Here is a 23,213-nt window from a genome sequence, read left to right as displayed (position 1 = left end):
TTATGATAATAGCGGTTTAATGTACCGATGCGAGACAACCGACCATACCGTATGATCACAGGAAAAGTTTGTATACACGGATTTCTATGCTTGAATTATCTGTTTTTGAATTTGATGTTGTTACGGTAAATGAAAAAGGAGAAATGATTCAGAGTGTACGTCAGGCAGCTTATAGTGGAAAAGAAGACCTCGGTAAAAATATCTTTTTAGAGATGGTATCTATTCCTGCTGGCTCTTTCTTGATGGGTACACCTGAAACCGAACTAGGATGGCATTCTTCTCAAAGTCCACAACATCTTGTGACAATACAACCTTTTTTGATTAGTAAATATCCCATTACTCAAGCTCAGTGGCAAGCGATCTGCTCCGCCGATCCCGCAGGCGGGCGCACCAAACGTCCTCCCGTTAAGATCGATCTTAATCCCTATCCCTCCAATTTTGAGGACAATCAACGACCTGTAGAACAGATCACTTGGCATGAAGCCGTAGAATTTTGTGCTAGACTCTCAAAATTGTGCGATCGTATTTACCGACTGCCTACCGAAGCTGAATGGGAATATGCTTGCCGTGCTAATACTACGACCCCGTTTCATTTTGGAGCAACGATCACAACAGACCTTGCTAATTACTCTGGGGTAGACTGGGAATACCAAGGTAGAATCTGTAATCAGGGTGCATACGGAAACGGGCCGCTTGGTGAGGATCGACGAGAAACAACCCCTATTGATTATTTTAAGATCGCTAATCCTTTTGGGTTATGTGATCTGCACGGCAATGTTAGAGAATGGTGTGCAGACTATTGGCACAATAACTATCAGGATGCACCAACAGATGGCACAGCTTGGCTGGATAACTCAGACAGCAATAGACGAGTCTTACGGGGGGGATCTTGGAACGTTGGCCCTGTTAAATGTCGATCGTCTTATCGGATTAAATATGCGGCTGAGGCTTCTTTATATGATATTGGTTTCCGCGTCGTTTGTACTTAATATTGCATGACTATTATTCTCTCTGCAATTATTCCAGTTGGCTTAATTATTTTAATTGGTTATTTGACTGGTCGAACTTTAAAACCCGATGTCCAAAGTCTTTCTCAAATATCTGTTTATATTTTAGCCCCTGCCCTAGTCGCTGATGGTTTATATCAAACAACACTATCAGGACAAAATGTCATGATGTTGTTACTAGGTTTTGGGCTGCTTTCGGCTTTACTGTATGCTATAGTTTGGCTGATTGCAAAACTGTTTAAACTATCCCCATTGACCCAAAAAAGCCTCATGGCCACCACGATTTTACCGAACAATGGCAATATGGGGCTATCGATTACCAGTTTTGCTCTCGGCGCGGCTGGCTTAGAACGAGCCATAATTTATATGATTGGTTCTAGCATTTTATTATTTGGTGTGGCTCCTGGTTTACTAAAAGGCCAAGGTTTTTTAGATAGTATTCGAGTTGTTTTGCGCTTACCCTTGATTTGGGCGATGTTATGGGGTGTTAGTTTACGGATTTTTGCCATTCAACTTCCTTTTGATCTCGATGAGGCGATCACCGAATTAGGAAGGGCTGCCATTCCAGTCGCTTTAGTCATTCTAGGAATTCAGTTAGCTTATACTCATTTTGCGATCGGCAAATATGAATTGTTTGCCGCTTCATTACGTTTATTGATTGCTCCGCTTGTTGCTTGGGCTTTAGGAATTGCGATAGGATTAAAAGGACTTGATGCACAGATTTTTATCATACAAAGTGCTATGCCAACTGCTGTTAATACGGTGGTTTTAGTCACAGAGTTTGGTGGTGATGCCCAAACAGTAGCGCGGACAATTGTTGTAACCACTCTCGGCAGTTTTCTAACAGTTCCGCTAATTTTGTGGATGGTTGTAGGACGCTAAAAAAGGTTTTTAAAATGGGCTAATCACTCTAACGACATCAATTCACTCATTTTCCTACAAATGTTCCTCAGCAAATTTAACATTTAGAAAGGATTTCCCAAAACATCAGCCAAGGATATTTTCAGGATGTAGATTATTAATAGTGCTAACAAAATGGTTAAAAATTTTATGGTAAATGTAGTTGTTTTTATCATTGCTTAATTTCCCTGTATTATTACTCAGACAAAATAAATGTTGTCATAATTTCTATTTTGCTAAAAGCATTTTAGACTACAGTGAGCAATTTTTAGTATTCTCCTTATGAGTCTTACTCACTGAGTGCAGTACTATTATACTAACAGAGTGAATGATGATACTAAGAGCGACAAATGTCTCAACAAAACTGGAATGCTGAAGATTATGCGAAAAACTCTCAAGCACAATTGCAATGGGCTAAAGAATTAATTAGTAAGCTGAATTTACAAGGTAATGAGTCTCTTTTAGATATAGGTTGTGGCGATGGAAAAATAACAGCAGCACTGGCAAAAATCTTGAAAGATGGTTTGGTTTATGGCATTGATCGAAATTTAGATATGATTAATTTTGCCCAAAACAACTATCCTAATACGGATTATAAAAACTTGAAATTTTATCAAATGGATGCTCGAAAAATTGAACTAGAGCAAATTTTTGATCTGGCATTTTCTAACGCAGTGTTACATTGGGTAGATGATCATGTTGCTGTCTTAAAAGGAGTTTATAGACATCTTAAACCACAGGGAAAAATCCTATGTCAAATGGGAGGACAAGGAAATGTAGGCGAGTTGCGTGGTGTTATTGATGAAATAACGCAAAAAAACGAATGGCAAGCTTATTTTGTCAATTTTACTAAACCAACTTATTTTCATGCGCCAGAAGACTATCTCAAATGGCTTCCCAAAACGGGTTTGAAACCGCTTCGAGTTGAACTAATCTCTAAAGATATGCAGCATCAAGGAAAAGAAGGTCTAAAAAGATGGTTGAGAACAACTTGGTTTCCTTACACTCATCGACTACCAGAAACATTAAGAGAACCATTTTTAGATACAGTCGTTGATACCTATCTTCAAAAAATCCCTATTGATGAACAGGGTAAAACTCATGTCAAGATGATTCGTCTAGAAGTGGAAGCAATAAAAATATAGTGTCAAAATAGAGAAAAATCAGCAATCAACGAGAACACAAAAAGCTTATGCGTCTTTTACACACCATGTTACGGGTAAATAACTTAGATGAGTCTCTTAAATTTTACTGTGATATTTTAGGGATGAAACTTTTACGCCAAAAAGATTACCCGAATGGAGAGTTTACACTGGCTTTTGTAGGTTACGGAGACGAAGCAGATACAGCCGTTATTGAATTAACCTATAACTGGGGAGTCTCTCAATATGAGATAGGAAACGCTTATGGTCATATTGCTCTAGGTGTGGATAATATTTATGATACCTGTGAGAAAATCAAAGCTAAGGGTGGCAAAGTCACGAGAGAACCTGGCCCAATGAAACACGGTTCTACTGTCATCGCTTTTGTCGAAGATCCCAACGGCTATAAAATTGAATTAATTCAACTGGGTACTCAGGGTTCTGTGCAGAAACAGCAAACAGCCGCAGTCAGTCATTAAATAAGTCGGTAATAATTGAACAATTTTTACTTATTTTAAACTTAAATAAGTGATAAATAGATGATAGTAAACCAGAATAATCTCTGGTTTTTTATTCATATTTTTCTTTTTATTTTAATCAATAATATTTTTCATAAATAAAGTTATGTAAATCATTTAAATGATTTACATAAAAGATAAAAAAGTAGCTGAATAGTTAATAAGTGTTATACAAAAAGCCTATAAACTATACATCAATAATAGTTAACTCTAGCTATGATGAGAAGTTTAAAACACAAGGCTAATAAGTTTGTAATAATACTTTTCTCATAAAGAATTGAAAAAAGAGAAATTTTCAAATTCTTTAAATAGTCTTGATTGACTAATAATTGATTAGCCAAAAAAACAATTATTTTTATTTTGGAGAATAAGACAATGGCTGATATTTACGGTACTTTTTTTGCTGATTATTTAACTGGAACAATTGACCCAGACTATATATTTGCTGATGCAGGCGATGACACTGTTTATGGAGGAACAGGAGACGACACTATAGATGGGTCGACAGGAAATGATCGGTTATTTGGAGAAAAAGGCAATGACTATATGTATGGTTCCGATGGCAACGATACCATGTTTGGAGGTCTAGGAAACGATACTCTGATTGGAGAAGCTGGAAATGATTCCCTAAAAGGCGAAGCAGGTAACGATTACCTGTCTGGTGGTGAGGGAAATGATAACTTAGATGGTGGCACTGGTGCTGATACTATGTATGGCGGTAATGGCGATGACCTCTATAAAGTAGATTCAGTTTCTGACCTTGTCGATGAAAGTTATACCGATGGCTATGATCGAGTTCAATCTTCTATCAGTTATACTTTGACGACTAATGTTGAAGCTCTAACCTTGCTAGGTTCTGCAACTACTGGTATTGGTAATAGCCTGAACAACAGCATTACTGGAAATAATGTTGCTAACATTATCTTTGGTAATAATGGCAACGATTACGTTGTCGGTGCAGGTGGCAATGACACAATAGATGGTGGTAACGGCAACGACCTTCTTTATGGTGGACTTGGTAATGATGTGCTTTTAGGTAGCTCAGGAAATGACCAGCTTAGTGGCAATGATGGAAATGACCGACTGGTTGGAGGTTTAGGAAAAGATACTCTAACTGGCGGTAATGGAGCAGATACATTCGTTTTCAATTCTCTTTCTGAGAAAATTGATGCGATCGCAGATTTTTATTACTGGGAGGGTGATAAAATCGAAATCTCTATGGCTGGATTTGGTGCTACCTCACACGATCAATTCATTTTCAACTCAAGCAACAATAGTTTGTCTTTTGATGTTAATCCATATGACAATATAGCTGGAGTCAAGTTTGCTACTCTCCAGCCTTATAGTGGTTTTGTCTCCTATTTAGACATTAATCTCGTTTAGGAGATTTTAATCACTGTATAGATGGTAAAACTTTTGCAAAAGTATTTTCTGACCAATAACAAAGCTAAGAGAAGGGAAACATTAACATTTCCCTTCTTTTAATCTATTTGATGCTAACTTTAGCACCGACTTCTTCAAGCTGTTTCTTAATCGCTTCAGCTTCTTCTTTCTTGATGCCTTCTTTAACGGGCTTCGGAGCAGCTTCAACTAAATCTTTAGCTTCTTTTAGGCCGAGGTTGGTGATGTTACGAACTTCTTTAAGAACTTTGATCTTATCAGCACCAATTTCATCAAGAACGACGGTAAATTCGGTTTGTTCTTCAACGGGTTCAGCCGCAGCAGCAGGCGCACCACCGCCACTTGAGGGCATCATCATCATGCCACCAGCAGGAGCAGCAGCACTTACACCAAAAGCATCTTCGATTTGTTTAACTAACTCAGCCGCTTCGAGCAGGGTTAGAGATTTTAGCTTTTCTAAGATTTCATCAGTTGCAGTAGACATGGATTTAACTCCTTTACAGTAAAATGGTTGAACAAATTTAGGTTTTTTAAGGACAGTCTGTTAGGCAGCACTGTCTTCTTTGTTGGCGACCGCTTGAATACCGCGACCCAGAGACGATGGTACCTCGTTGATGCCACGTGCCAAGGAGGATGGTACCTCGTTGATGCCACGTGCCAGTTGTGACGTGATCGAATTGAGTGCGCCAGCAATTTGTGCCATGAGTTGCTCTTTCGGCGGTAAATCGGCGATCGATTTCACCTGATCTTCGGTGAGAATCTGGCCTTGCATTACGCCACCGCGAAACTCTGATTTTTTGGCGACTTTGCGGAATTCTTGGTAAGCTTTGTAGGCTCCACCAATATCATCTTTTACCAGTAAGAAGGCTGACTGACCTTTGAGCAGGTCTGTCATCGGATGCCATTGCTCATACTCTTTAATAGCAATTTCCATAAAGGTGTTTTTAGTCACCTTACAGACGGTTCCTGCTGGTATTAATTTTCTCCGCAAATCCGTGATTTCCGCTACGGATAAACCCTGATAGTCAATAACGACGGCTAATTGAGATTCACTGAGCAGTTGCTTCAGATCCTCAATAATTTCGGCCTTATTTTCCCGAGTTCTCCCCATGCTGTCTCACCTCCTTTATGTTGGGGACTAGATCAAACACAAAACCCCTCAGCCTGTTGGCCGGGGTTGAATCTAGAGAGGCAAGAAAACAAACAAAAGGGAAAATTCCTTTGTTTTCTTGTTCTTTCTTAGGTCAACCTCGACAGGATATTTAAGCTAAGTTGCACCTGCTGTCTTCGGTATTTCCCGATGAAGCAAATATTGGGTTGTTGTTCTGTTACGCTTCTGCTAATTTTAGGTCACGGAGGGAACTAATATCCACCTCAATCGATGGCCCCATTGAAGCAGAAACATAAACACTGCGCCAGTAACGACCTTTAGCACCTGTAGGACGGTTACGATCAACCGTTTCCTGTAGAGCTTTTAGGTTAACTAAAAGGTCATCTGCGGTAAACGAAGCTTTGCCGAACATGACATGAACAATTCCAGTTCTGTCGGCGCGGAATTCTTGTTTACCTGCTTTAAATTCCTCAATGGCCCCTGCTAAATCAGTGGTTACGGTGCCTCCTTTGGGTGACGGCATTAAACCGCGAGGCCCCAGTAGACGACCGAGTTTAGCCACTTGAGGCATCATATCGGGTGTGGCGATTAAAACTTCAAAATCGAGCATTCCGCCCTGAATTTGGTTGATTAAATCTTCAGAACCAACAATATCGGCACCTGCTGACTTGGCTTCCGATTCTTTTTCCCCTCTGGTGATGACGGCGACTCGAACGCTTTGTCCAGTACCTTTGGGAAAGGTGACGGTTGTTCTTAATTGTTGATCGGTATATTTCGGGTCAATCCCTAGACGAATATGCGCTTCTGCTGTTTCGTCAAATTTTGCGGTTGCGGTTTCTTTAAGCAGTTGTAGGGCTTCCAACGGCTCGTATGCTTTTTCTTCGACTTTTGCGCTTGCATCTCGTAGACGACGAGAGATTTTTTTAGCCATTTTTTTTAGATCTCCAAAGGGTTAATAGCGAAGCTCGGCTTCTCCCCTAATTGTGTTTAAATTATTCTTTAATAGTGACACCCATATTACGGGCGGTTCCTTCAATGATTTTCATCGCTGCATCAATGTCATTGGCATTAAGATCGGGCATTTTGGTTTGAGCAATTTCTTGCAATTGTGCGCGACTGATGCTGGCTACTTTTTTCTTGTTGGGTTCTTTGGAACCTCTTTCGATGCCTGCTGCTTTACAAATTAAAACGGAGGCGGGAGGGGTTTTGAGAATAAAGGTAAAGCTTCTATCTTCAAAGACAGAAATTTCTACGGGAACGACCATACCCACTTGATCGGCGGTTCTGGCATTATATTCTTTACAAAACATCATAATATTGACCCCGTGTTGACCCAATGCTGGGCCGACTGGAGGGGCGGGGTTAGCCTTTCCTGCGGGAAGAGCTAACTTAATCATTGCTACAACTTTTTTGGCCATTACTAACCTTGTTTCTCGACTTGTGAAAATTCCAACTCAACGGGAGTGTCACGACCAAAGATAGAGAGTAAAGCTTTGAGTTTGCTTCGTTCTGGGCTAACTTCGATGACTTCTCCTTGAAACTCTTTAAAGGGGCCTGAGAGAACCATAATTTGGTCTCCGACTTCCATATCAATTTTGACGACGGGTTCAGAGACTTGAGCTTGCATGAAAATGCGCTCTACTTCTGAAGGACTTAGGGGAACGGGTGTGACATGACCGCGACCTCTGCCATAGTGTCGTTTTTGTTCGGCTCCGACAAAGTTAATCACGTTGGGCGTATTCTTGACAACCTGCCAAGCTTCGTCATCCATGACCATTTTGACCAGAACATAGCCCGGAAAAACTTTTTCTTCTCCGTGTTGACGACTACCGTCTTTACGAACTTTGACCGTCGGCGTTTGTGGGATTTGCACACCAAAAATACGGTTTGCTACGTCTAGAGTATGGATACGCTGTTCTAAGTTAGCTTTTACTCGCTTTTCACAACCAGAAGCCACCTGAACGGCATACCAACGCGCTCTCTTGCGGTTTCGTTCCTTGGCCTCATCTTCTTCGATGAGATCATCAGGAATTTCAGGGTTAAAATCTTCAGCGAAACTCATTGAAATATCTTCCCTGCACCCCACGCAAAGAACTGATCGACTAGATAGACGATCGTAGCTACTAAACTAACCATTAGCATGACAGCCGCCGATTCACTGATGAGTTGTTGACGACTTGGCCAAACAACTTTTTTCAGTTCTCCTTTCGTCTCATCGACAAATTGATTAAGCTGAAACGATTTTGATTCTTCGTTGTTAGCGATGCTCGTTTCTTTTTTTTCAGCTTCTTTCTTGACCACAGTATTATTCTCCCAAGTTAAAGTTCAGTCACTTGCCATCAATACCCTCTTTTACAAGAAGGAATGCTTAATAACTTATCACTGAATTTGCGACTCAGCACTTAGATTTCCCCTTTTTATTTGAGCTAGTGGCTGGTCATCCTATATTATAGGTAGTCCCAACGCGCCCTGAAGGACTTGAACCCTCGACATCAGGTTTTGGAGACCTGCGTTCTACCAACTGAACTAAGGACGCAAGCTTGAGTACGATTTCTACCTATTATAACCTAGTTTTAACCAGTTCGCTCTTTAGGGGAGTTGCTGCTAGAGAGCTTAAATTGGGCGGTCAAAACGCTGTTTAATGCGAGTTGCTTTGCCGACACGATCGCGCAGGTAGTAAAGTTTCGCTCTTCTTACTTTACCACGACTGATCACTTGTACACTAGCAACCAGTGGTGAATGAAGCAAAAATACACGCTCTACGCCTACTCCTTGAAACACCTTTCTAACGGTGATGGTTTCGCTAATGCCACCATTACGCATAGCAATAACGACACCTTGATAAGGCTGAACCCGTTCTTTACCACCTTCGACGATTCTCACGCCGACTTTGACGGTGTCACCTACGTTGATCGCTGGCAAATCACTTTTTATGTGTTCCGCCTCGATAGATCTGATAATTTGTTCTGCGTTCATGGTTTTAAAAAACTCACAATTTTTTATTTTACTATACATCTTCAAAAATTGAAAGATTTTGAAGATATTTTTTTATTCACGGGTCACACGGAAGACAAAACCTTATGAGTTCTGATAGCATATAAAGAAAAATCTCTACTATTTGGTGCAATTTGACCCGTATGCGGCTTTGGCATTTCAGTCAGAATAAAAAACTGATTAGGTTCGTCATCTTAAGTATAGTGACGCTTTTCTCGCTTTTGGGAATATATTGCTATGTAGAATCGAATTATACGAATAATTTTGCTACTGTATGTGAAAAACGAGAAAATTTGTCACCTAATGCTCAGTATACTCTAATGGTTCTCTTAGAAATCGCAAAAACAAATAGCTGTTCTAAAGCCTCACATCAATTAGGAAAAGTTAATGACTTAAATTTATCGGGTGCTAATTTAAGTGATTTAACGCCCCTTAGTTCCTTGTCACGTCTGAATAGGTTGATTTTAGCTGATAATTATATTATTGATCTTTCTCCCCTGACTCCTTTAAATTTACTTAGAGAACTTGATTTATCTAACAATAAAGTTGCTGACTTAAAACCGCTTGCTCAACTGCATAACTTAGAAACGCTTTGGTTATTTAATAACGAAATTACTGATTTAACTCCATTATCATCTTTAAATCGTCTATCTAAATTGTATATTCCCGATAATAAAATTATTGATTTAACTCCATTATCATCTTTAAATCGTTTAGATAAAATTCTTTTGGATCGTAATCAAGTTAGAGATCTTTCCCCATTAGCTTCATTAAATAATTTAACAGGAATCTCTTTAGGTAACAATCAGATTGTTGATCTTAGTCCTTTAAGTACTTTAAGCCAATTATCAGTCCTGATTGTGGAAAATAATCAAATTATTGATGTTTCACCTTTATCTGGATTAAACCGTTTAAAATTACTTCTGTTAGACAAAAATAAAATTAGTGATATTGCTCCATTAGCATCATTAGTTAACCTAACAGGCTTGTTTCTTAATTTTAATCAAATTGTTGATATTAGTCCCTTAGCGCAACTAATTAAATTAGAAAATTTAGGATTATCTAACAATAAGATTTTGAAGATAGATACTTTATCTTCACTGACTAAACTTGAAGAATTAAATCTTGCCAAAAATCCTAATTTAGTTTATACAACTTGTCCTGTTCAACCTGAAACAATTTGTAATTTGTAATCTAGTTGCCTAACATTTGTAATTTATATAAACTAGCGTACAAACCATCAAGTTTCAGTAAAGCTTCATGAGTTCCTGTCTCAACTAATTGTCCACGTTTTAAGACCAAAATTCTATCTACATCACGAATGGTTGAAAGACGATGAGCAATAATAATAGCGGTTCGTTCTTGAAGAAGATGAATTAAGGCATCTTGGATTAATGATTCTGTTCCTACATCTAAGCTAGATGTGGCTTCATCTAATACGAGAATACCTGGATTACGGATGGCAACTCGCGCAAATGCAAGTAACTGTTTTTGTCCTCCAGATAAATTGGCTCCTCTTTCCCGTAGCAGGGTATCATATCCTTGGGGCAAGTCTTCGATGAATCGATCGATATTCGTTAATTGTGCTGAGTTTTTAATTTGTTCAAACGAGTAATTTTCCCCTAATGTTATATTCCGTTTAACATCTCCTGCAAATAGAAAAGTTTCTTGTAAAATAACACCGATATAACGACGTAATTCGGCTCTTGGTATATTTTGGATATCGATGCCATCAATTAGAATACGTCCTTGGGTGGGTTCGTATAAACGGCATAGTAGCTTAATAATTGAACTTTTGCCTGCACCTGTTGGCCCAACTAAAGCAACTTTTTCGCCAGATTGAATGACAAAATCTAAGTTTTTAAGGACATATTCATCATTTTTATAAGCAAAAAAAACATTATCAAAGCGAATCTCTCCACCTTTTTTTTGCGAGATAATTGGATCTTTTGAATGTGGATAAGCTACTATCTGACTACGACTTTCAATCGGTTCATTCTTTAATTCATTAATCCGTTCAATAGCTGTAAAACCCGCTTGGAACATTGTAAATTTATCAGCAAACTGTCTTAGAGGATTGAATAAACGTCTCGCATATAAAATAAAAGCTAATAGGGTACCATAGTTAATTTTATCTTGTAAAATAAAAAGTCCACCTAACCAAAGAACACCCGCAATAGCGATTAATGCTATCCATTCTAGAGTAGCTGAAATTGCTGAATCATGAAAAATCGTTTTATCTACTTCATTTCGATAACCGACATTAATTTTGCGAAACATTTCAACGTTATAATTTTCTCGTTGAAAGATTTGTACAACATTAACACCTGTTACATTTTCCTGTAACATTGAATTCAGTTTTGATAATTCTTCTCTCGCTTGATAGTTCGCTTTCCGATATTGTTTTTGAAAATAAATAATTAAACCTGTTACTGGAACAAGCAAACTTATGAGTAATAAACTTAGTTGCCACTGTAAGGTAAAAATAGTCACAATAATGACTAAAATATAAATCAAATCACTTAAAACACCGATCGCACCACTAGCAAATACTTCTCCCAATGCTTCGACATCACTGGTTAAACGAGTTACTAATTTTCCAACTGGTGTTTTTTCAAAAAAACGAATCGGTAATGAGGTAACATGAGTGAATAAATCTTCTCGAACTGAAGCCGTAATTTCTTGACCAACTTTTTGAACTAAAAAGCCTTGAATTGATGCAAAAATTAAGCGAATAACAATAGTTACAGCTAGTATGATTGCTAATATTTGTAAAGCTTGATCGATAGATACATTTTCTAAAAAATTCCAAGAAGGTTCTTTTCTTAATAATGACACCGATTGCCCAATAATAATCGGTTGAATTGCTCCCGATATTGATAAGGGAATAAGTAAGATGATAGAAAGGATTAAAGTCTTATTATAAAGGCGAGCATAAGGAAGTAGACTTAGGACAAGTCGCCAATCATTGTCACGACTTCTAGCGATAGGTTTATTAAATTTAGAGGAGATTTTCATTAACTTTCAAGGATCAGCTAGATAATATTCTAGCCCATCCAATGATGAAAATCAATTGTCATCATTAGTGCTATTTTCTCCTTCTATAGATAGATTTATTTCTAACAATCCTTTAGGTGGATTTATTTCGAGGCGTTTTTCTGGCAAGTTGACTATAGGGACAATTTCTTTAACAAAAGGGATAAGAACCGTTGCTATTTTGTTAGTTTTCGGTTTGACTTTATGCCTTTTGCTGATGCGGCTAATTTTAGATAAATCAATTGTTTTTTCTTCTATGGGAGTAGGTTGTTGATGTAATTTAACTTCTAAAATGTCATTACCAGCCCAAAAAACATCAGTAATCATTCCGATATTTTCCCCATTAACTTGATGATATACTTCCATACCAATTAAATCACTGACATGATATTCGTCTTGCTCTAAAATTGGGCGATCGCTAGTTTCAACAAACAATTTATATCCTCTTAAATTTTCGGCTTGTTCTCTATTTTCTACTCCCGCTATTTGAACAATATAAATATTTTCTTTTCCTGGTATGTAACGACCTTTTATTAATGTTATTTCTTGTGGGGATTCACCTTGAGGAGACTGTAACCAACGTTTCCCCGATTTTACAAACCGTTCAGGAAAATCTGATATTGAAGATACTCTAACTTCCCCTTTTAAGCCTTGGGGTGCTACAATTGTGCCAATTTCTAATAAATCATTCATTGAAGTCATTTTTACTGTTATTCTGATTATAGAATAATTATATCTTATTCATCTATGACTCAACTACCGCCTCAACCCATTCCAGATCATTTATTAGGTAAAGAATGGCGTTTTGCCTCATTACCCGCAGAAGAATTAGTGGAGTTTTTTAATAGTCGCCCGATTCCTATTCTATCTGCAAAAGAATCTTTATATCCTATCAATTTAGGACTAGCTTCGACTCTACCGATATCTGGAGTCATTATTTATGGTGATAGAAAATCGATGGCTTTAGCAAAATGGTTACAAGAAATTAGTCCCCGTTCTCTTAATTATATCCCTGCTGAAATTGGACAATCAGGAGGATTAATTTTAGAAGCTGGTGTTAATGAACGTTGGGTTATTGCTACTTTCTATGATGCCGAAATGGCTCATTTTGCGGATCTATATGAACGGAAAAAAAAAGCTAGTAAAGGGTTACATTTTCTCTTAGTTCAACCCGATGACTCTGGGATGACTTATACAGGTTTTTGGTTACTCGGATAATTTTTGTATTCTGGATACAGACGGTAAATTAGATAATTCATTAGGTAATTAAAATATATTGCCAGAGAATTTATTCTCTGTCTCAAAGCTGAAGTTGGTTGAAACCGACTATTCTTGTATATTTTAGTCCATTTCAATAGACTCGAAGCTCTCAGCCATGAAATTGATTGCACGGTGGTATAAAAGACTAATATTTTAATCAAATTAATTAAAACAACAAATTCAGTAAAATTACTGAACACTCAAAAAGGCTGCGGTGGGAACACTAACAGTATGTTGAACGGAAACACACTATTATGTCTCGTCTTGCTATTAATCAGTATTACTCAGAAGTCGTTCGCATTATTCAATATGGAGGTACCAGAAAAGAATCCTCGCTAGAAATCGCTTTCCAAAATCTTTTGAATAGCTATTGCAAAACAAGAGATTTTATGCTGATTCCTAAACTTGATTATCGTACCAAAGTTGGGAAGGTCTTATATCCTGATGGTACAGTAAAAGATGCTTTAAGATTAGACTGGGGATATTGGGAAGCAAAAGATCAGTATGACAATTTAGATAAAGAGATCGAAAAGAAATTAAGTATCGGCTATCCTGACGATAATATTTTATTTGAAGATTCCCAAACTGCTGTTTTAATCCAAGGAAAAGAGGAAAAGCTACGGGTATCTATGAGAGATGATGAAGCATTAGATCATCTTCTCAATACGTTTATTAACTATGTTCGTCCAGAAGTCAAGGATTTTCAGGAAGCAATCAAAAGTTTTAAGGAAGATTTACCGACTATTCTAGATGCTTTGCGAGATTTGATAGAAAAGCAATCTTTGAGTAATACAAAATTTGAACAAGCTAAAAATAGTTTCTTAACTATCTGTCAACAGTCAATTAATCCTGAAATTAGTGATCTTGATGTGCGAGAGATGATGATACAACATATTCTCACTGAAGATATTTTTATCAACATTTTTAATGAATCGCAGTTTCATCGAGAAAATAATATTGCTAGAGAATTGCAAAAAGTAATTGAGACATTTTTCACTGGAAGTACTAAAAAAAATACTCTCAGTACAGTAGAAAGATATTATGCTGTAATTCGTCGCACCGCAGCGAATATCTACAATCATCATGAAAAGCAAAAGTTTTTAAAAGCGATTTATGAGAATTTTTATAAAGCATACAATCCCAAAGCAGCAGATAGATTAGGGATTGTCTATACTCCAAATGAGATTGTTAAATTTATGATTGAAAGTGTTGATTATTTAACACATAAACATTTTGGTAAGTTATTATCCGATCCTGGTGTAGAAATTTTAGATCCAGCAACGGGTACAGGCACTTTTATCACAGAATTAATTGAACATCTACCTAAAGATAAACTTAAGTACAAGTATCAAAAAGAGATTCATTGTAATGAAGTGGCAATTCTTCCTTATTATATTGCTAACTTGAATATTGAGTTTACCTATAAGCAAAAAATGGGAGAATATGAGGAGTTTAATCATATCTGTTTTGTTGATACTTTAGATCATACTTGTTTTGTGGGAAAACAACTTGATTTATTTTCGATAACTGTAGAGAATACAGCTAGAATTAAGAGTCAAAATGATCGAGAAATTTCTGTGATTATTGGTAATCCTCCTTATAATGCAAAGCAAGAAAACTTTAATCAAAATAATGCAAATCGTGTTTATGAAGGAATTGATAAAAGGATTAAAGAAACTTATATCAAAAATGGAACAGCACAAAATCAAATTGTTGTTTATGATATGTATACTAGATTTATACGATGGGCATCTGATAGATTAAATCAAAATGGTATTCTAGCTTTTATTACTAATTCTTCTTTTATTGATGCTTTAGCCTTTGATGGTTTTAGAAAAGTTGTAGCTTATGAGTTTAGCGAGATATATTTAATAGATTTAGGTGGAAATATTCGAGAAAATCCAAAACTATCAGGAACAACTCATAATGTTTTTGCTATCCAAACTGGTGTTGCTATTAGCTTGATGGTAAAAAGAGAAAAAAATGATAAAGTTCCTTGTCAGATATTTTATTCTCGTCGTCCAGAATTTGAAATTGCAATAGATAAAAGAGATTTTCTGTCAAAAACAAAATTTAAAGATATTTCTTTTATTCACATCATTCCTGACAAAAAACATAACTGGATTAATCAATCAAATAATAATTTTGATGATTTGATTCCTTTAGTTGATAAAGAGGTTAAAGCTAGTAAATCTGAGGAAGCAGTTTTTAAGTTATTTTCATCTGGAATTAAAACTCAATGTGATGAATGGGTTTATGATTTATCTAAAGATAAGTTAGAGCAAAAGATAAAGTATTTAATCAATGTTTATCAAAATACGTTAGCAAATGTAAATTATGAATTTAAAGATAAAATTAAATGGGATGCTGAATTAACAAGTTATCTAAAACGCAAAATACAAAAAGAGTATTCTGATAATAGTCTCTTAACAGGGTATTATCGTCCTTATTTCAAACAGTTTTTATACTTTGATAAACATTTCAACGGGAGAACCTATCAATGGTTTAACATTTATTCCAATAATCAAAGTAATCCAATAATTGCTTTTAATACAGGTGGAAATAAGTTTGCCGTTGTCGCAACCGACACAATTATTGATTTAGGTTCTTTACTTGTTGGTGGTGGTAGTACACAATGTATTTCTTTCTATCGCTATGATGAAAACGGAAACAGAATCGATAATATTACAGACTGGGGATTAAAACAATTTCAAACACATTACCAAGATACAACTATCACTAAAGAAGACATCTTTAACTACACCTATTCAGTATTGCATAACCCAGAATATCGCGATAAATACGAACTCAATCTAAAAAGAGATTTTCCGAGACTTCCGTTTTATGATGATTTCTTTCAATGGGTAAACTGGGGTAAACAACTAATGGAATTGCATATCAATTATGAAACTGTTGAACCTTATTCACTCAAACGAATTGATATAGCTTTAGACAAACCTAAACCAAAACTTAAAGCAGATAAACCTAATAGGAAGATTATTTTAGATGATGTTACGACTTTAGAAAATGTTCCGTCTCTTGCTTGGAAATATCAACTAGGAAATCGTTCTGCATTAGAATGGATTTTAGATCAATACAAAGAAAAGAAACCCAAAGATCCTACCATTGCTGAAAAATTTAATACTTATCGTTTTGCAGATTATAAAGAACAAGTCATTGATTTATTGTGTCGAGTTTGTACCGTGAGTGTGGAGACAATGGAGATCATACAGGAGTTAAAGCAAAAATTAGAATAAGTTTAATCAGGAAAAAAATCAAAATCTAAAATTTGTTCAATAGTGTACGGACAGTCTTGAGGAAAATTACTTGCGGTCAATCCTGTTTTTTCAATGGCTAACCTTCTGGACTTTCGATAGACTTCTTCGAGTCTTTGTAGATAATAATTATAAAGAGTTTCAGACTGAAATAAGTCTTCTAGCTCATCTCGAAAGTTTGTAATTTCAGTTCTCCATCCTCTTTTACAAAACTCTCGTTCACTTAACCAATATTGATATAGTAAAAGATGTAGTAGTAATTGTTTCGCATAACTATCTACTTTTCGCTTTTCCTCATAACCCAAGCTTTTGATCTCCTCTATTAAATTTTCCCAATCTAAATGAGCAATATCTTTTGTCTGTAGTTGTTCTACAATCCTTTCCGTCCATAAAAGAAAATCTTGCTCATATAGACTCTTAATTTCTTCTGAAGTTTGAGTTTTCATTGTCTCATCCTTAAGGGTTATTTTTATTCTAATTAAATCTTTAGATCGCTATCATAAAAAATAAAACCTCATTGCGATATGAGATATTTCTATCTAATCCTACTCTCACTTCTCTGCGTATTAGTACTTAATCAATCAGTATTCGCTCAGTCCGATACAGCAGTACGATCGGAACTATCTAGCTTAAGTAGCCGTGTCAGTCGGTTAGAATCACAAATTGGGCGTTTAGGTAGTGGTTCTCGTTCTCCCTCTCCTTCTTATACTCCGCGTCAACCTTCTACCTCTCCGCGTGTGGTGAATGGACAATTGATAGGCGAAAGTGATCCGATGTTTGAACGCTTGTCTACTCTAGTCATTGAAATTCGAGAAGATGTCAGAAAGCTAGATAAACGAGTTAAGACACTTGAAGCGAGGGAACAACGCAGGTAAAGTAGAAGGTCAACTAACTGACTTGTTTTTCTTCTCTACCTATGCTGCATCCCATTGATAATTTTATTATCCTGCTCTATCTAGTCGCTGTAATGGCCTTAAGTTTTATCTTAGAGCGAAAGGCTTCCACTGATTTAGAAACCTATTTTTTAGGTGGTCGTAGCTTACCTTGGTGGATGCTAGGGGTGTCGGGAATGGCTGCTAATACCGATTTAGCGGGTACAATGGTCATCTCGGCTTTAATCTACGCTCTAGGTGCTAAAGGCTTTTTTATTGAGATTAGAGGCGGTGTGGTTCTCATCATGGCTTTTCTAATGGTTTTCATGGGGAAATGGAATAGAAGAGCCCAAGTGATGACAATGGCCGAATGGATGCAGTTTCGCTTCGGTACTGGAAGACAGGGAAAAACCGCGAGAATTATTAGTGCGATCGCTACTATTTTCTTTTCCATTGGTACGATGAGTTATTTTTCCGTAGCTGGTGGGAAATTTTTAGGGCAATTTCTGGGAATGGACGATCGTCTAGCATCAATTCTTTTAGTACTACTAACCTTAATCTATACAGTGGTTAGTGGTTTTTACGGTGGTGTCATTACTGATTTATTCCAAGGTGTTTTGATTTTTTTCGCAATTATATATGTTTGTGTCATTGCCTTGACAACGGTAACATTACCTGATTCATTTTCGGTAGCAATTGGAGGTTCCGAACAACTCAAAACTTGGAGTTTTCAGGAGTGGAGTAGTATCATTCCCCCTTGGACAGTTGATTTACCTGGAGATTATGCGATCTTTAATTTATTTGGGGGTGTCGTCGCTTTCTATCTTCTCAAAACCGTTATTGAAGGATGTAGCGGTAGTGGTGGCTATATGCTGCAACGATATCTAGCGGCAAAAAGTGACAGAGATGCAGGTTTACTTTCTTTATTTTGGATACTTTTATTGTCCTTTCGTTGGCCCCTGATGACCGCATTTGCTTTATTGGGGATACACTACAATTTAACCAGAGGAACGATTACTGATCCAGAACTCATCTTACCGACTGTTTTAGCAGAATATATTCCCGTCGGGATGAAAGGTTTATTAGTCGCTTCTTTTCTGGCGGCGGCGATGTCTACTTTTAATGCGATTATTAATTCAGGTGCAGCATATTGGGTCAAAGATATCTATCAAGCTTATCTCAAACCAAATGCCTCAGAACGTCAGTTAGTTTGGCAAAGTCGTTTAGCTTCAATTTTAATCGTCGTTGTTGGTTTAATTTTTAGTTTTAATGTCACGAATATTAATGATATTTGGGGTTGGTTAACCACTGGATTAGGAATTGGTTTAGCGATTCCATTACTATTACGATGGTATTGGTGGCGTTTTAATGGCTATGGTTTTGCTGCGGGAACACTTGCAGGAATGATATCAGCCATTTTCGCTAAAGCAGTGGTCATTCCGTTGTATCCTAACCCCGTGATGCAAGAATATTTTCTATTTCTCATCCCCAGTATTTGTTCATTAATAGGTTGTATTATCGGAACGTTTTTAACCCCACCAACCGAAAAAGCAGTTTTACATCATTTTTATCAAGTCACTCGTCCTTTTGGTTTTTGGGGAGAAATGCGAGAAAGTCTCAAACCAAATATTCAAGCTAAAATCAAAGCAGAAAACCAAAGAGATATCCTAGCAACTTTTTTAGCAGTTCCTTGGCAAATGATCTTATTTATGATGGGAATTATGTTTATGATGAAGCGTTGGGATAATCTAGGAATTTTAGGTTTATTTTTTATTCTATTATCCATTGGTTTATATTTCACTTGGTTTCGCTTTTTATCAAAAGAGGTCAAAATTACACCAGATGTAGAAGAGTATTAAAAAGATAAAATTTTGGGTTTGGCGACCAAACCCCTACTTAGATTATCTAAAACTAAAACAATGAATCAACTACAAACAGAAATTCTTAATAATGTCTGGATTGCAGCAACATGGCAAGAATACATTACAATAATCGATCAACCTCAGTATGAGGAAAAAGGCAAAAGTTATTATTTTGATGGACATTATCGAATACAGATGACACCTATTGGCTCGGATCATTCTTGCGATCATTATGTAATTCTATTCGCTGTTGGTTATTTTCTGGCAACCAACAATATTAAAGCTACTGTTAGAGATAACTGTACTTATCGAAAAGCAGGTGTGCTCGAAGTACAACCCGATATATCTTACCATTTGGGAGACAATGCCGATGCTATTCCCTATGATACAGGTATTGTTGACTTAAATATTTATCCTGTTCCAGATTTTGTGATTGAAATTGGTAGTACATCATTTAAAGATGATATTACTAAAAAATGCTTGATGTATGAACAATTACAAGTGAAAGAGTATTGGGTCATTGATGTTAAAAAATCTGATATTATCGCGTTTAAAATAGAAACAGGCAATACTCAAAGAATTACTCAATCTATTGTTTTACCAGGTTTATCTATTCCCCTTCTCAAAGAACTGTTACAAAAGACTCGTCAAATGAATCAATCACAAGCAATTTCTTGGTATTTACAACAAATCACACAATAACAATGGCAACTGAAATCGAACGGAAATTTTTAGTAAAAAATGATGCTTGGAAAAAACAAGCAACAGGTAAGCTTTATCGTCAAGGCTATATCGCTACAAAAGATAGCATCACGACGGTTAGAATTAGAATTGCTGGTGAACAAGCATTTATGACAATTAAAGGGAAAACTGAAGGAATTGGACGCGCTGAATTTGAATACGAAATCCCTCTAGAAGATGCTCAGACGATGTTAGATACATTATGCGATCGTCCATTAGTAGAAAAAGTCAGATATAAGCTACAAATTGATGATTTAGTTTGGGAAATTGATGAGTTTTTAGGAGAAAATGAAGGATTAATCATGGCCGAAGTAGAGTTAAAAGACGAAAATCAAACAGTCAATTTACCAGATTGGGTAGGTGATGAAGTTAGCCATGATGCGAGATACTATAATGTTAATCTAGCGAAAAATCCTTATCGAAATTGGAAATCAACTTAGAAAGGGTTTGGCGACCAAACCCCTACAGAAATTAATCATTTAACGTTTAGGTTTAGCTAAATCTCCTATTTGAAATTTAGAACCAGAAACCACTTTACCGACACTGGATTGTCCATCTACTTCAGTAATTTCAATCAGACCAATCGGTTGAGTGAGTTGACGAATAACTCTACCTGTTGCAGGGTCTTTAACTTGTTGAGTCACCCGTTCTATAGATACTTTCATTCCTACAGCAAAACCATCTCTAGAACCTTTATTTAAAATGATTTGATTACCCGCTACAGCCGCAATTACAGCATTAGAAATTGCTCTTGGAGAAGTGGCAACAGCATCAGCTTTTGAATTAAATGTTTCTACTACTTGAAGCACTGCTTTTTCGGTAGCTGCGCTTAATAATTTGCTTTCATTGCTAGTCGCTGAACCTCCTCCAAAACCCAAAACAGTTGTTGAACGATCGGACTGATTTGCGGTACCATTTCCTTCAGCCGTTCCAACAATTTCAGCCGTTGTTGTATTCACCATTCGAGCATTGAGTTTAACATAAGCATTTGTATCCGTTTTTCTTTGACCGAAAAAAGGGACATTAATACCTTCTTGACGTGCTTCTAGATCAAATTGAGTAATAGATCCCACAATTACAACATCTACGCCCAAAATACGCCCAATTTCTGCCGCAGTCGTTGCATCAACTCTTCCCGACGCGCCTAAATTTTGTTCTTTTAAAACTGCATCAATTCGACTTCTTTCAATGACTGAATATTGTCCAGATTCGACGAGTTTATTAACTAGAATATCACTAACACCTCGTGAGCCCCCACCACCAACAATAGAAATCCAACGGGGATCAGAAACACTGCTATAGTCAAAATCGAGTACAGCAACACGAATTTTTTGGTTATTTTGTGCGATTAATGTTTCAGAAACAGAATGAGCAGCAGGAATTAATACTTGATGATTTAAAGCGTTAGCCGAATTGACAATACTAAACACTACCGTTGTACTAACAACAGAAAATAAGCAGACACGGTTCATAGTCTATCCTTTAAATACCAAACAGATAATTTCTAAAGTATTAGTATAAAATACACAACTTTCGTGTCATCTTACGGAAATTTAACGATTTTGTTGTATTGCTTCAATAATTGCTCGAACTTCTTCCGTTCCTTCAGATGCTTCAAAAGAGGTGGGAAATTTACCCCGTGTTAGCATTCGTAACCCCAAAGGTGCAAGACTCAGTAATCCTTTTAAATCTTTAAAATAATTGCCAATCACATATAAACCAAACTTTCTTTCATCAATCCACCCCCCCTCTTTGACCAATTCGATCAATACTTTTCGGTGACGAATTGAACGGCTATCTTTCGCTTCATGAAGGGGTAGAATCTCTTGCTTAATTTTACCAATTTGATCCATCGGTGCGACTTCCATTGGACACACCGCATTACAAAAATAACAACGGGTACAACCCCAAACCCCATCCGTACTGTTATAATTTTCTAATCGATTTTCGGTCTCGCTATCTCTAGAGTCGGCGACCATGCGATAGGCTTTCGCTAAGGCATGAGGCCCAACAAATCCAGCATTAACCTCTTTGGCATTACATTCAGAATAACACGCCCCACACATAATACAGTTTCCCATCTGATTGAGTTGCGATCGCTCTTCGGGAGTCTGTAAAAATTCTCGTTCTGGAACATCACGTGATTTTGTACTAACATAGGGTTCAACTCGTTCTAAATCATCCCAAAATGGCTTCATATCCACCACTAAATCTTTAACAATTGGGAGATTACCAAAAGGTGCGATCGTAATTTCAGGAGTTTTACCATCAGCAGCAAGGGAAAATTTTTCGATTTCACTGCCAATATTTTCCTTACACGCTAATGCAGAACGTCCATTAATTTTCATCCCGCAACTGCCACAAATTGTATTACGGCAGTTTTTCCGAAAAGTTAAACTTCCATCCTGTTCCCATTTGATGCGGTTGAGACAATCTAAGACGGTGTTTCCTGGTTCAACATCAAGGGTGTAGGTTTGGAACCAAGGAGTGTGATTTGGCTTTTGGCGACGAATTTTTAAAATGACTTGCATAGGTAAAGATGAATGCTGCTCTAGTTCTATCCTATCGTTTGGATTAAAGGTTAAGAGAAAAATTTAAACATCAGGTAAATCACCAAATAATTGACGATAGCGGTTGTTGGTAAACGGGTTGATCAATCTGATTCGAGCATTCTGGGTTCGCTCCGTCTCAAGCTTTGCTTTAGTATATCTGATCTCTCATGTGGTTCAGAAAAAACACCAATTATGAGTTTAGTTGTGTCAGATTGTAAATTTTTTGCTAATAATAATTACATACAGACTAAAAAAATGATGGTCTGAGCAGACTAATAAGCTAGATCTTCCGTCATAGCTTATGCTAGTTTAAGAAAAGTTAATAGATCGTCCTTGGTTTGTGAGAACTCAAGACGGTTGGACAGAGGGAAAGCGATCGCATTCTGAGAGAATCAGTTTGACTAAACAGGTATGCGGAACGCCCAACCTATAAGACAATGGGAATAATATCCCAATCTCAAAAACGATTACATTAAGAAATCTTGCTTTTGATTTCATTAACGCAAGAGGATCAGACTCTATGACCATAGCAGTAGGCCGCC

The 23,213-nt window shown here is 36.9% G+C and carries 25 protein-coding genes, 1 tRNA gene and 1 other annotated feature; of the genes, 12 read left to right on the top strand and 14 right to left on the bottom strand.

Annotation, left to right across the window (positions count from 1 at the left end):
* The first annotated feature begins 86 nt into the window (after nt 1-86).
* The 5 genes from CFPU101_RS04615 to CFPU101_RS04595 all read left to right on the top strand — a co-directional run bounded on the left by CFPU101_RS04615 (nt 87) and on the right by CFPU101_RS04595 (nt 4,950).
* A complete protein-coding gene (locus CFPU101_RS04615; protein ID WP_206814163.1) occupies nt 87-989 on the top strand; it encodes a formylglycine-generating enzyme family protein in 903 nt (300 codons plus the stop codon).
* Between the two features lie 6 nt (nt 990-995).
* Entirely contained in the window at nt 996-1,889 is an 894-nt protein-coding gene (locus CFPU101_RS04610) for an AEC family transporter (RefSeq protein WP_206814162.1), read from the top strand.
* A gap of 368 nt (nt 1,890-2,257) precedes the next feature.
* Nucleotides 2,258-3,052, top strand: coding sequence for a methyltransferase domain-containing protein (locus tag CFPU101_RS04605; RefSeq protein ID WP_206814161.1), 795 nt, complete (start codon nt 2,258-2,260; stop codon nt 3,050-3,052).
* Nucleotides 3,053-3,099: 47 nt separating this feature from the next.
* On the top strand, nt 3,100-3,528 hold the full coding sequence (gloA, locus tag CFPU101_RS04600; protein WP_206814160.1) for a lactoylglutathione lyase: 429 nt from the start codon (nt 3,100-3,102) through the stop codon (nt 3,526-3,528).
* A gap of 414 nt (nt 3,529-3,942) precedes the next feature.
* The gene (locus tag CFPU101_RS04595) at nt 3,943-4,950 is read left to right on the top strand and encodes a calcium-binding protein (RefSeq protein ID WP_206814159.1); all 1,008 of its coding nucleotides are present in this window, start codon (nt 3,943-3,945) and stop codon (nt 4,948-4,950) included.
* Nucleotides 4,951-5,053: 103 nt separating this feature from the next.
* Here the strand turns inward: CFPU101_RS04595 and rplL are convergent, their stop codons facing one another.
* The 8 genes from rplL to rplS form a co-directional block, all read right to left on the bottom strand.
* A complete protein-coding gene (rplL, locus tag CFPU101_RS04590; RefSeq protein WP_206814158.1) occupies nt 5,054-5,452 on the bottom strand; it encodes a 50S ribosomal protein L7/L12 in 399 nt (132 codons plus the stop codon).
* Nucleotides 5,453-5,512: 60 nt separating this feature from the next.
* Nucleotides 5,513-6,079: a 50S ribosomal protein L10 gene (gene rplJ, locus CFPU101_RS04585; protein WP_206814157.1), complete on the bottom strand. Its 567-nt coding sequence runs from the start codon at nt 6,077-6,079 to the stop codon at nt 5,513-5,515.
* A 29-nt stretch (nt 6,080-6,108) separates the two neighbouring features.
* Nucleotides 6,109-6,277, bottom strand: a sequence feature (ribosomal protein L10 leader region).
* Nucleotides 6,278-6,296: 19 nt separating this feature from the next.
* A complete protein-coding gene (rplA, locus tag CFPU101_RS04580) occupies nt 6,297-7,010 on the bottom strand; it encodes a 50S ribosomal protein L1 (RefSeq protein WP_206814156.1) in 714 nt (237 codons plus the stop codon).
* Between the two features lie 61 nt (nt 7,011-7,071).
* Nucleotides 7,072-7,497, bottom strand: coding sequence for a 50S ribosomal protein L11 (gene rplK, locus CFPU101_RS04575; protein ID WP_206814155.1), 426 nt, complete (start codon nt 7,495-7,497; stop codon nt 7,072-7,074).
* A 2-nt stretch (nt 7,498-7,499) separates the two neighbouring features.
* Entirely contained in the window at nt 7,500-8,141 is a 642-nt protein-coding gene (gene nusG / locus CFPU101_RS04570; protein WP_206814154.1) for a transcription termination/antitermination protein NusG, read from the bottom strand.
* Nucleotides 8,138-8,380, bottom strand: coding sequence for a preprotein translocase subunit SecE (gene secE, locus CFPU101_RS04565; RefSeq protein WP_206814153.1), 243 nt, complete (start codon nt 8,378-8,380; stop codon nt 8,138-8,140). The genes nusG and secE overlap by 4 nt, the downstream gene beginning before the upstream one ends.
* 162 nt (nt 8,381-8,542) lie before the next feature.
* Nucleotides 8,543-8,615: transfer RNA gene (locus CFPU101_RS04560), tRNA-Trp, on the bottom strand.
* 77 nt (nt 8,616-8,692) lie between these two features.
* The gene (gene rplS, locus CFPU101_RS04555; RefSeq protein ID WP_206814152.1) at nt 8,693-9,055 is read right to left on the bottom strand and encodes a 50S ribosomal protein L19; all 363 of its coding nucleotides are present in this window, start codon (nt 9,053-9,055) and stop codon (nt 8,693-8,695) included.
* Nucleotides 9,056-9,276: 221 nt separating this feature from the next.
* Here rplS and CFPU101_RS04550 point away from each other — a divergent pair, with 221 nt between their 5' ends.
* A complete protein-coding gene (locus tag CFPU101_RS04550; RefSeq protein ID WP_242577766.1) occupies nt 9,277-10,266 on the top strand; it encodes a leucine-rich repeat domain-containing protein in 990 nt (329 codons plus the stop codon).
* Nucleotide 10,267: 1 nt separating this feature from the next.
* On the opposite strand, the gene CFPU101_RS04545 is transcribed toward CFPU101_RS04550, so the two are convergent.
* Nucleotides 10,268-12,091 (bottom strand): ABC transporter ATP-binding protein, encoded by a 1,824-nt coding sequence (locus tag CFPU101_RS04545; protein ID WP_206814150.1) that lies wholly within the window; start codon nt 12,089-12,091, stop codon nt 10,268-10,270.
* Nucleotides 12,092-12,142: 51 nt separating this feature from the next.
* Complete coding sequence (gene rimM, locus CFPU101_RS04540; RefSeq protein ID WP_206814149.1) at nt 12,143-12,802, bottom strand: ribosome maturation factor RimM; 660 nt, start codon at nt 12,800-12,802, stop codon at nt 12,143-12,145.
* Nucleotides 12,803-12,856: 54 nt separating this feature from the next.
* Between rimM and CFPU101_RS04535 the strand changes: the two genes are divergently transcribed.
* Nucleotides 12,857-13,327: a Tab2 family RNA-binding protein gene (locus tag CFPU101_RS04535; protein ID WP_206814148.1), complete on the top strand. Its 471-nt coding sequence runs from the start codon at nt 12,857-12,859 to the stop codon at nt 13,325-13,327.
* Between the two features lie 296 nt (nt 13,328-13,623).
* Nucleotides 13,624-16,626: a type ISP restriction/modification enzyme gene (locus tag CFPU101_RS04530; RefSeq protein ID WP_206814147.1), complete on the top strand. Its 3,003-nt coding sequence runs from the start codon at nt 13,624-13,626 to the stop codon at nt 16,624-16,626.
* A gap of 2 nt (nt 16,627-16,628) precedes the next feature.
* Here CFPU101_RS04530 and CFPU101_RS04525 read toward each other — a convergent pair whose 3' ends face one another.
* Entirely contained in the window at nt 16,629-17,090 is a 462-nt protein-coding gene (locus CFPU101_RS04525; protein ID WP_206814146.1) for a DUF29 domain-containing protein, read from the bottom strand.
* Nucleotides 17,091-17,168: 78 nt separating this feature from the next.
* Between CFPU101_RS04525 and CFPU101_RS04520 the strand changes: the two genes are divergently transcribed.
* From CFPU101_RS04520 to CFPU101_RS04505, 4 genes are read left to right on the top strand one after another with little or no spacing between them, the layout of a single operon-like run.
* Entirely contained in the window at nt 17,169-17,519 is a 351-nt protein-coding gene (locus CFPU101_RS04520; RefSeq protein ID WP_206814145.1) for a hypothetical protein, read from the top strand.
* A 41-nt stretch (nt 17,520-17,560) separates the two neighbouring features.
* Entirely contained in the window at nt 17,561-19,375 is a 1,815-nt protein-coding gene (locus CFPU101_RS04515; RefSeq protein WP_242577765.1) for a sodium:solute symporter family protein, read from the top strand.
* A gap of 60 nt (nt 19,376-19,435) precedes the next feature.
* Nucleotides 19,436-20,080, top strand: coding sequence for a Uma2 family endonuclease (locus tag CFPU101_RS04510; RefSeq protein ID WP_206814144.1), 645 nt, complete (start codon nt 19,436-19,438; stop codon nt 20,078-20,080).
* Between the two features lie 2 nt (nt 20,081-20,082).
* The gene (locus tag CFPU101_RS04505; RefSeq protein WP_206814143.1) at nt 20,083-20,559 is read left to right on the top strand and encodes a CYTH domain-containing protein; all 477 of its coding nucleotides are present in this window, start codon (nt 20,083-20,085) and stop codon (nt 20,557-20,559) included.
* A gap of 39 nt (nt 20,560-20,598) precedes the next feature.
* Here the strand turns inward: CFPU101_RS04505 and CFPU101_RS04500 are convergent, their stop codons facing one another.
* From CFPU101_RS04500 to CFPU101_RS04490, 3 genes are all read right to left on the bottom strand, one after another.
* Nucleotides 20,599-21,591, bottom strand: coding sequence for a CsgG/HfaB family protein (locus CFPU101_RS04500; protein ID WP_206814142.1), 993 nt, complete (start codon nt 21,589-21,591; stop codon nt 20,599-20,601).
* 81 nt (nt 21,592-21,672) lie between these two features.
* Nucleotides 21,673-22,650, bottom strand: a complete 978-nt coding sequence (locus CFPU101_RS04495; RefSeq protein WP_206814141.1) for a succinate dehydrogenase/fumarate reductase iron-sulfur subunit — start codon at nt 22,648-22,650, stop codon at nt 21,673-21,675.
* A gap of 369 nt (nt 22,651-23,019) precedes the next feature.
* Nucleotides 23,020-23,213, bottom strand: a 194-nt coding sequence (locus CFPU101_RS04490) for a hypothetical protein (protein ID WP_206814140.1), incomplete at its 5' end; no start/stop codon positions are given.

The organism is Chroococcus sp. FPU101 (assembly GCF_017312365.1).
Classification (GTDB): Bacteria; Cyanobacteriota; Cyanobacteriia; order Cyanobacteriales; family Microcystaceae; genus Chroococcus.
The sequence above is the reverse complement of the archived record's forward strand: the minus strand, read 5'-3'. Positions and strand labels throughout refer to the sequence as shown.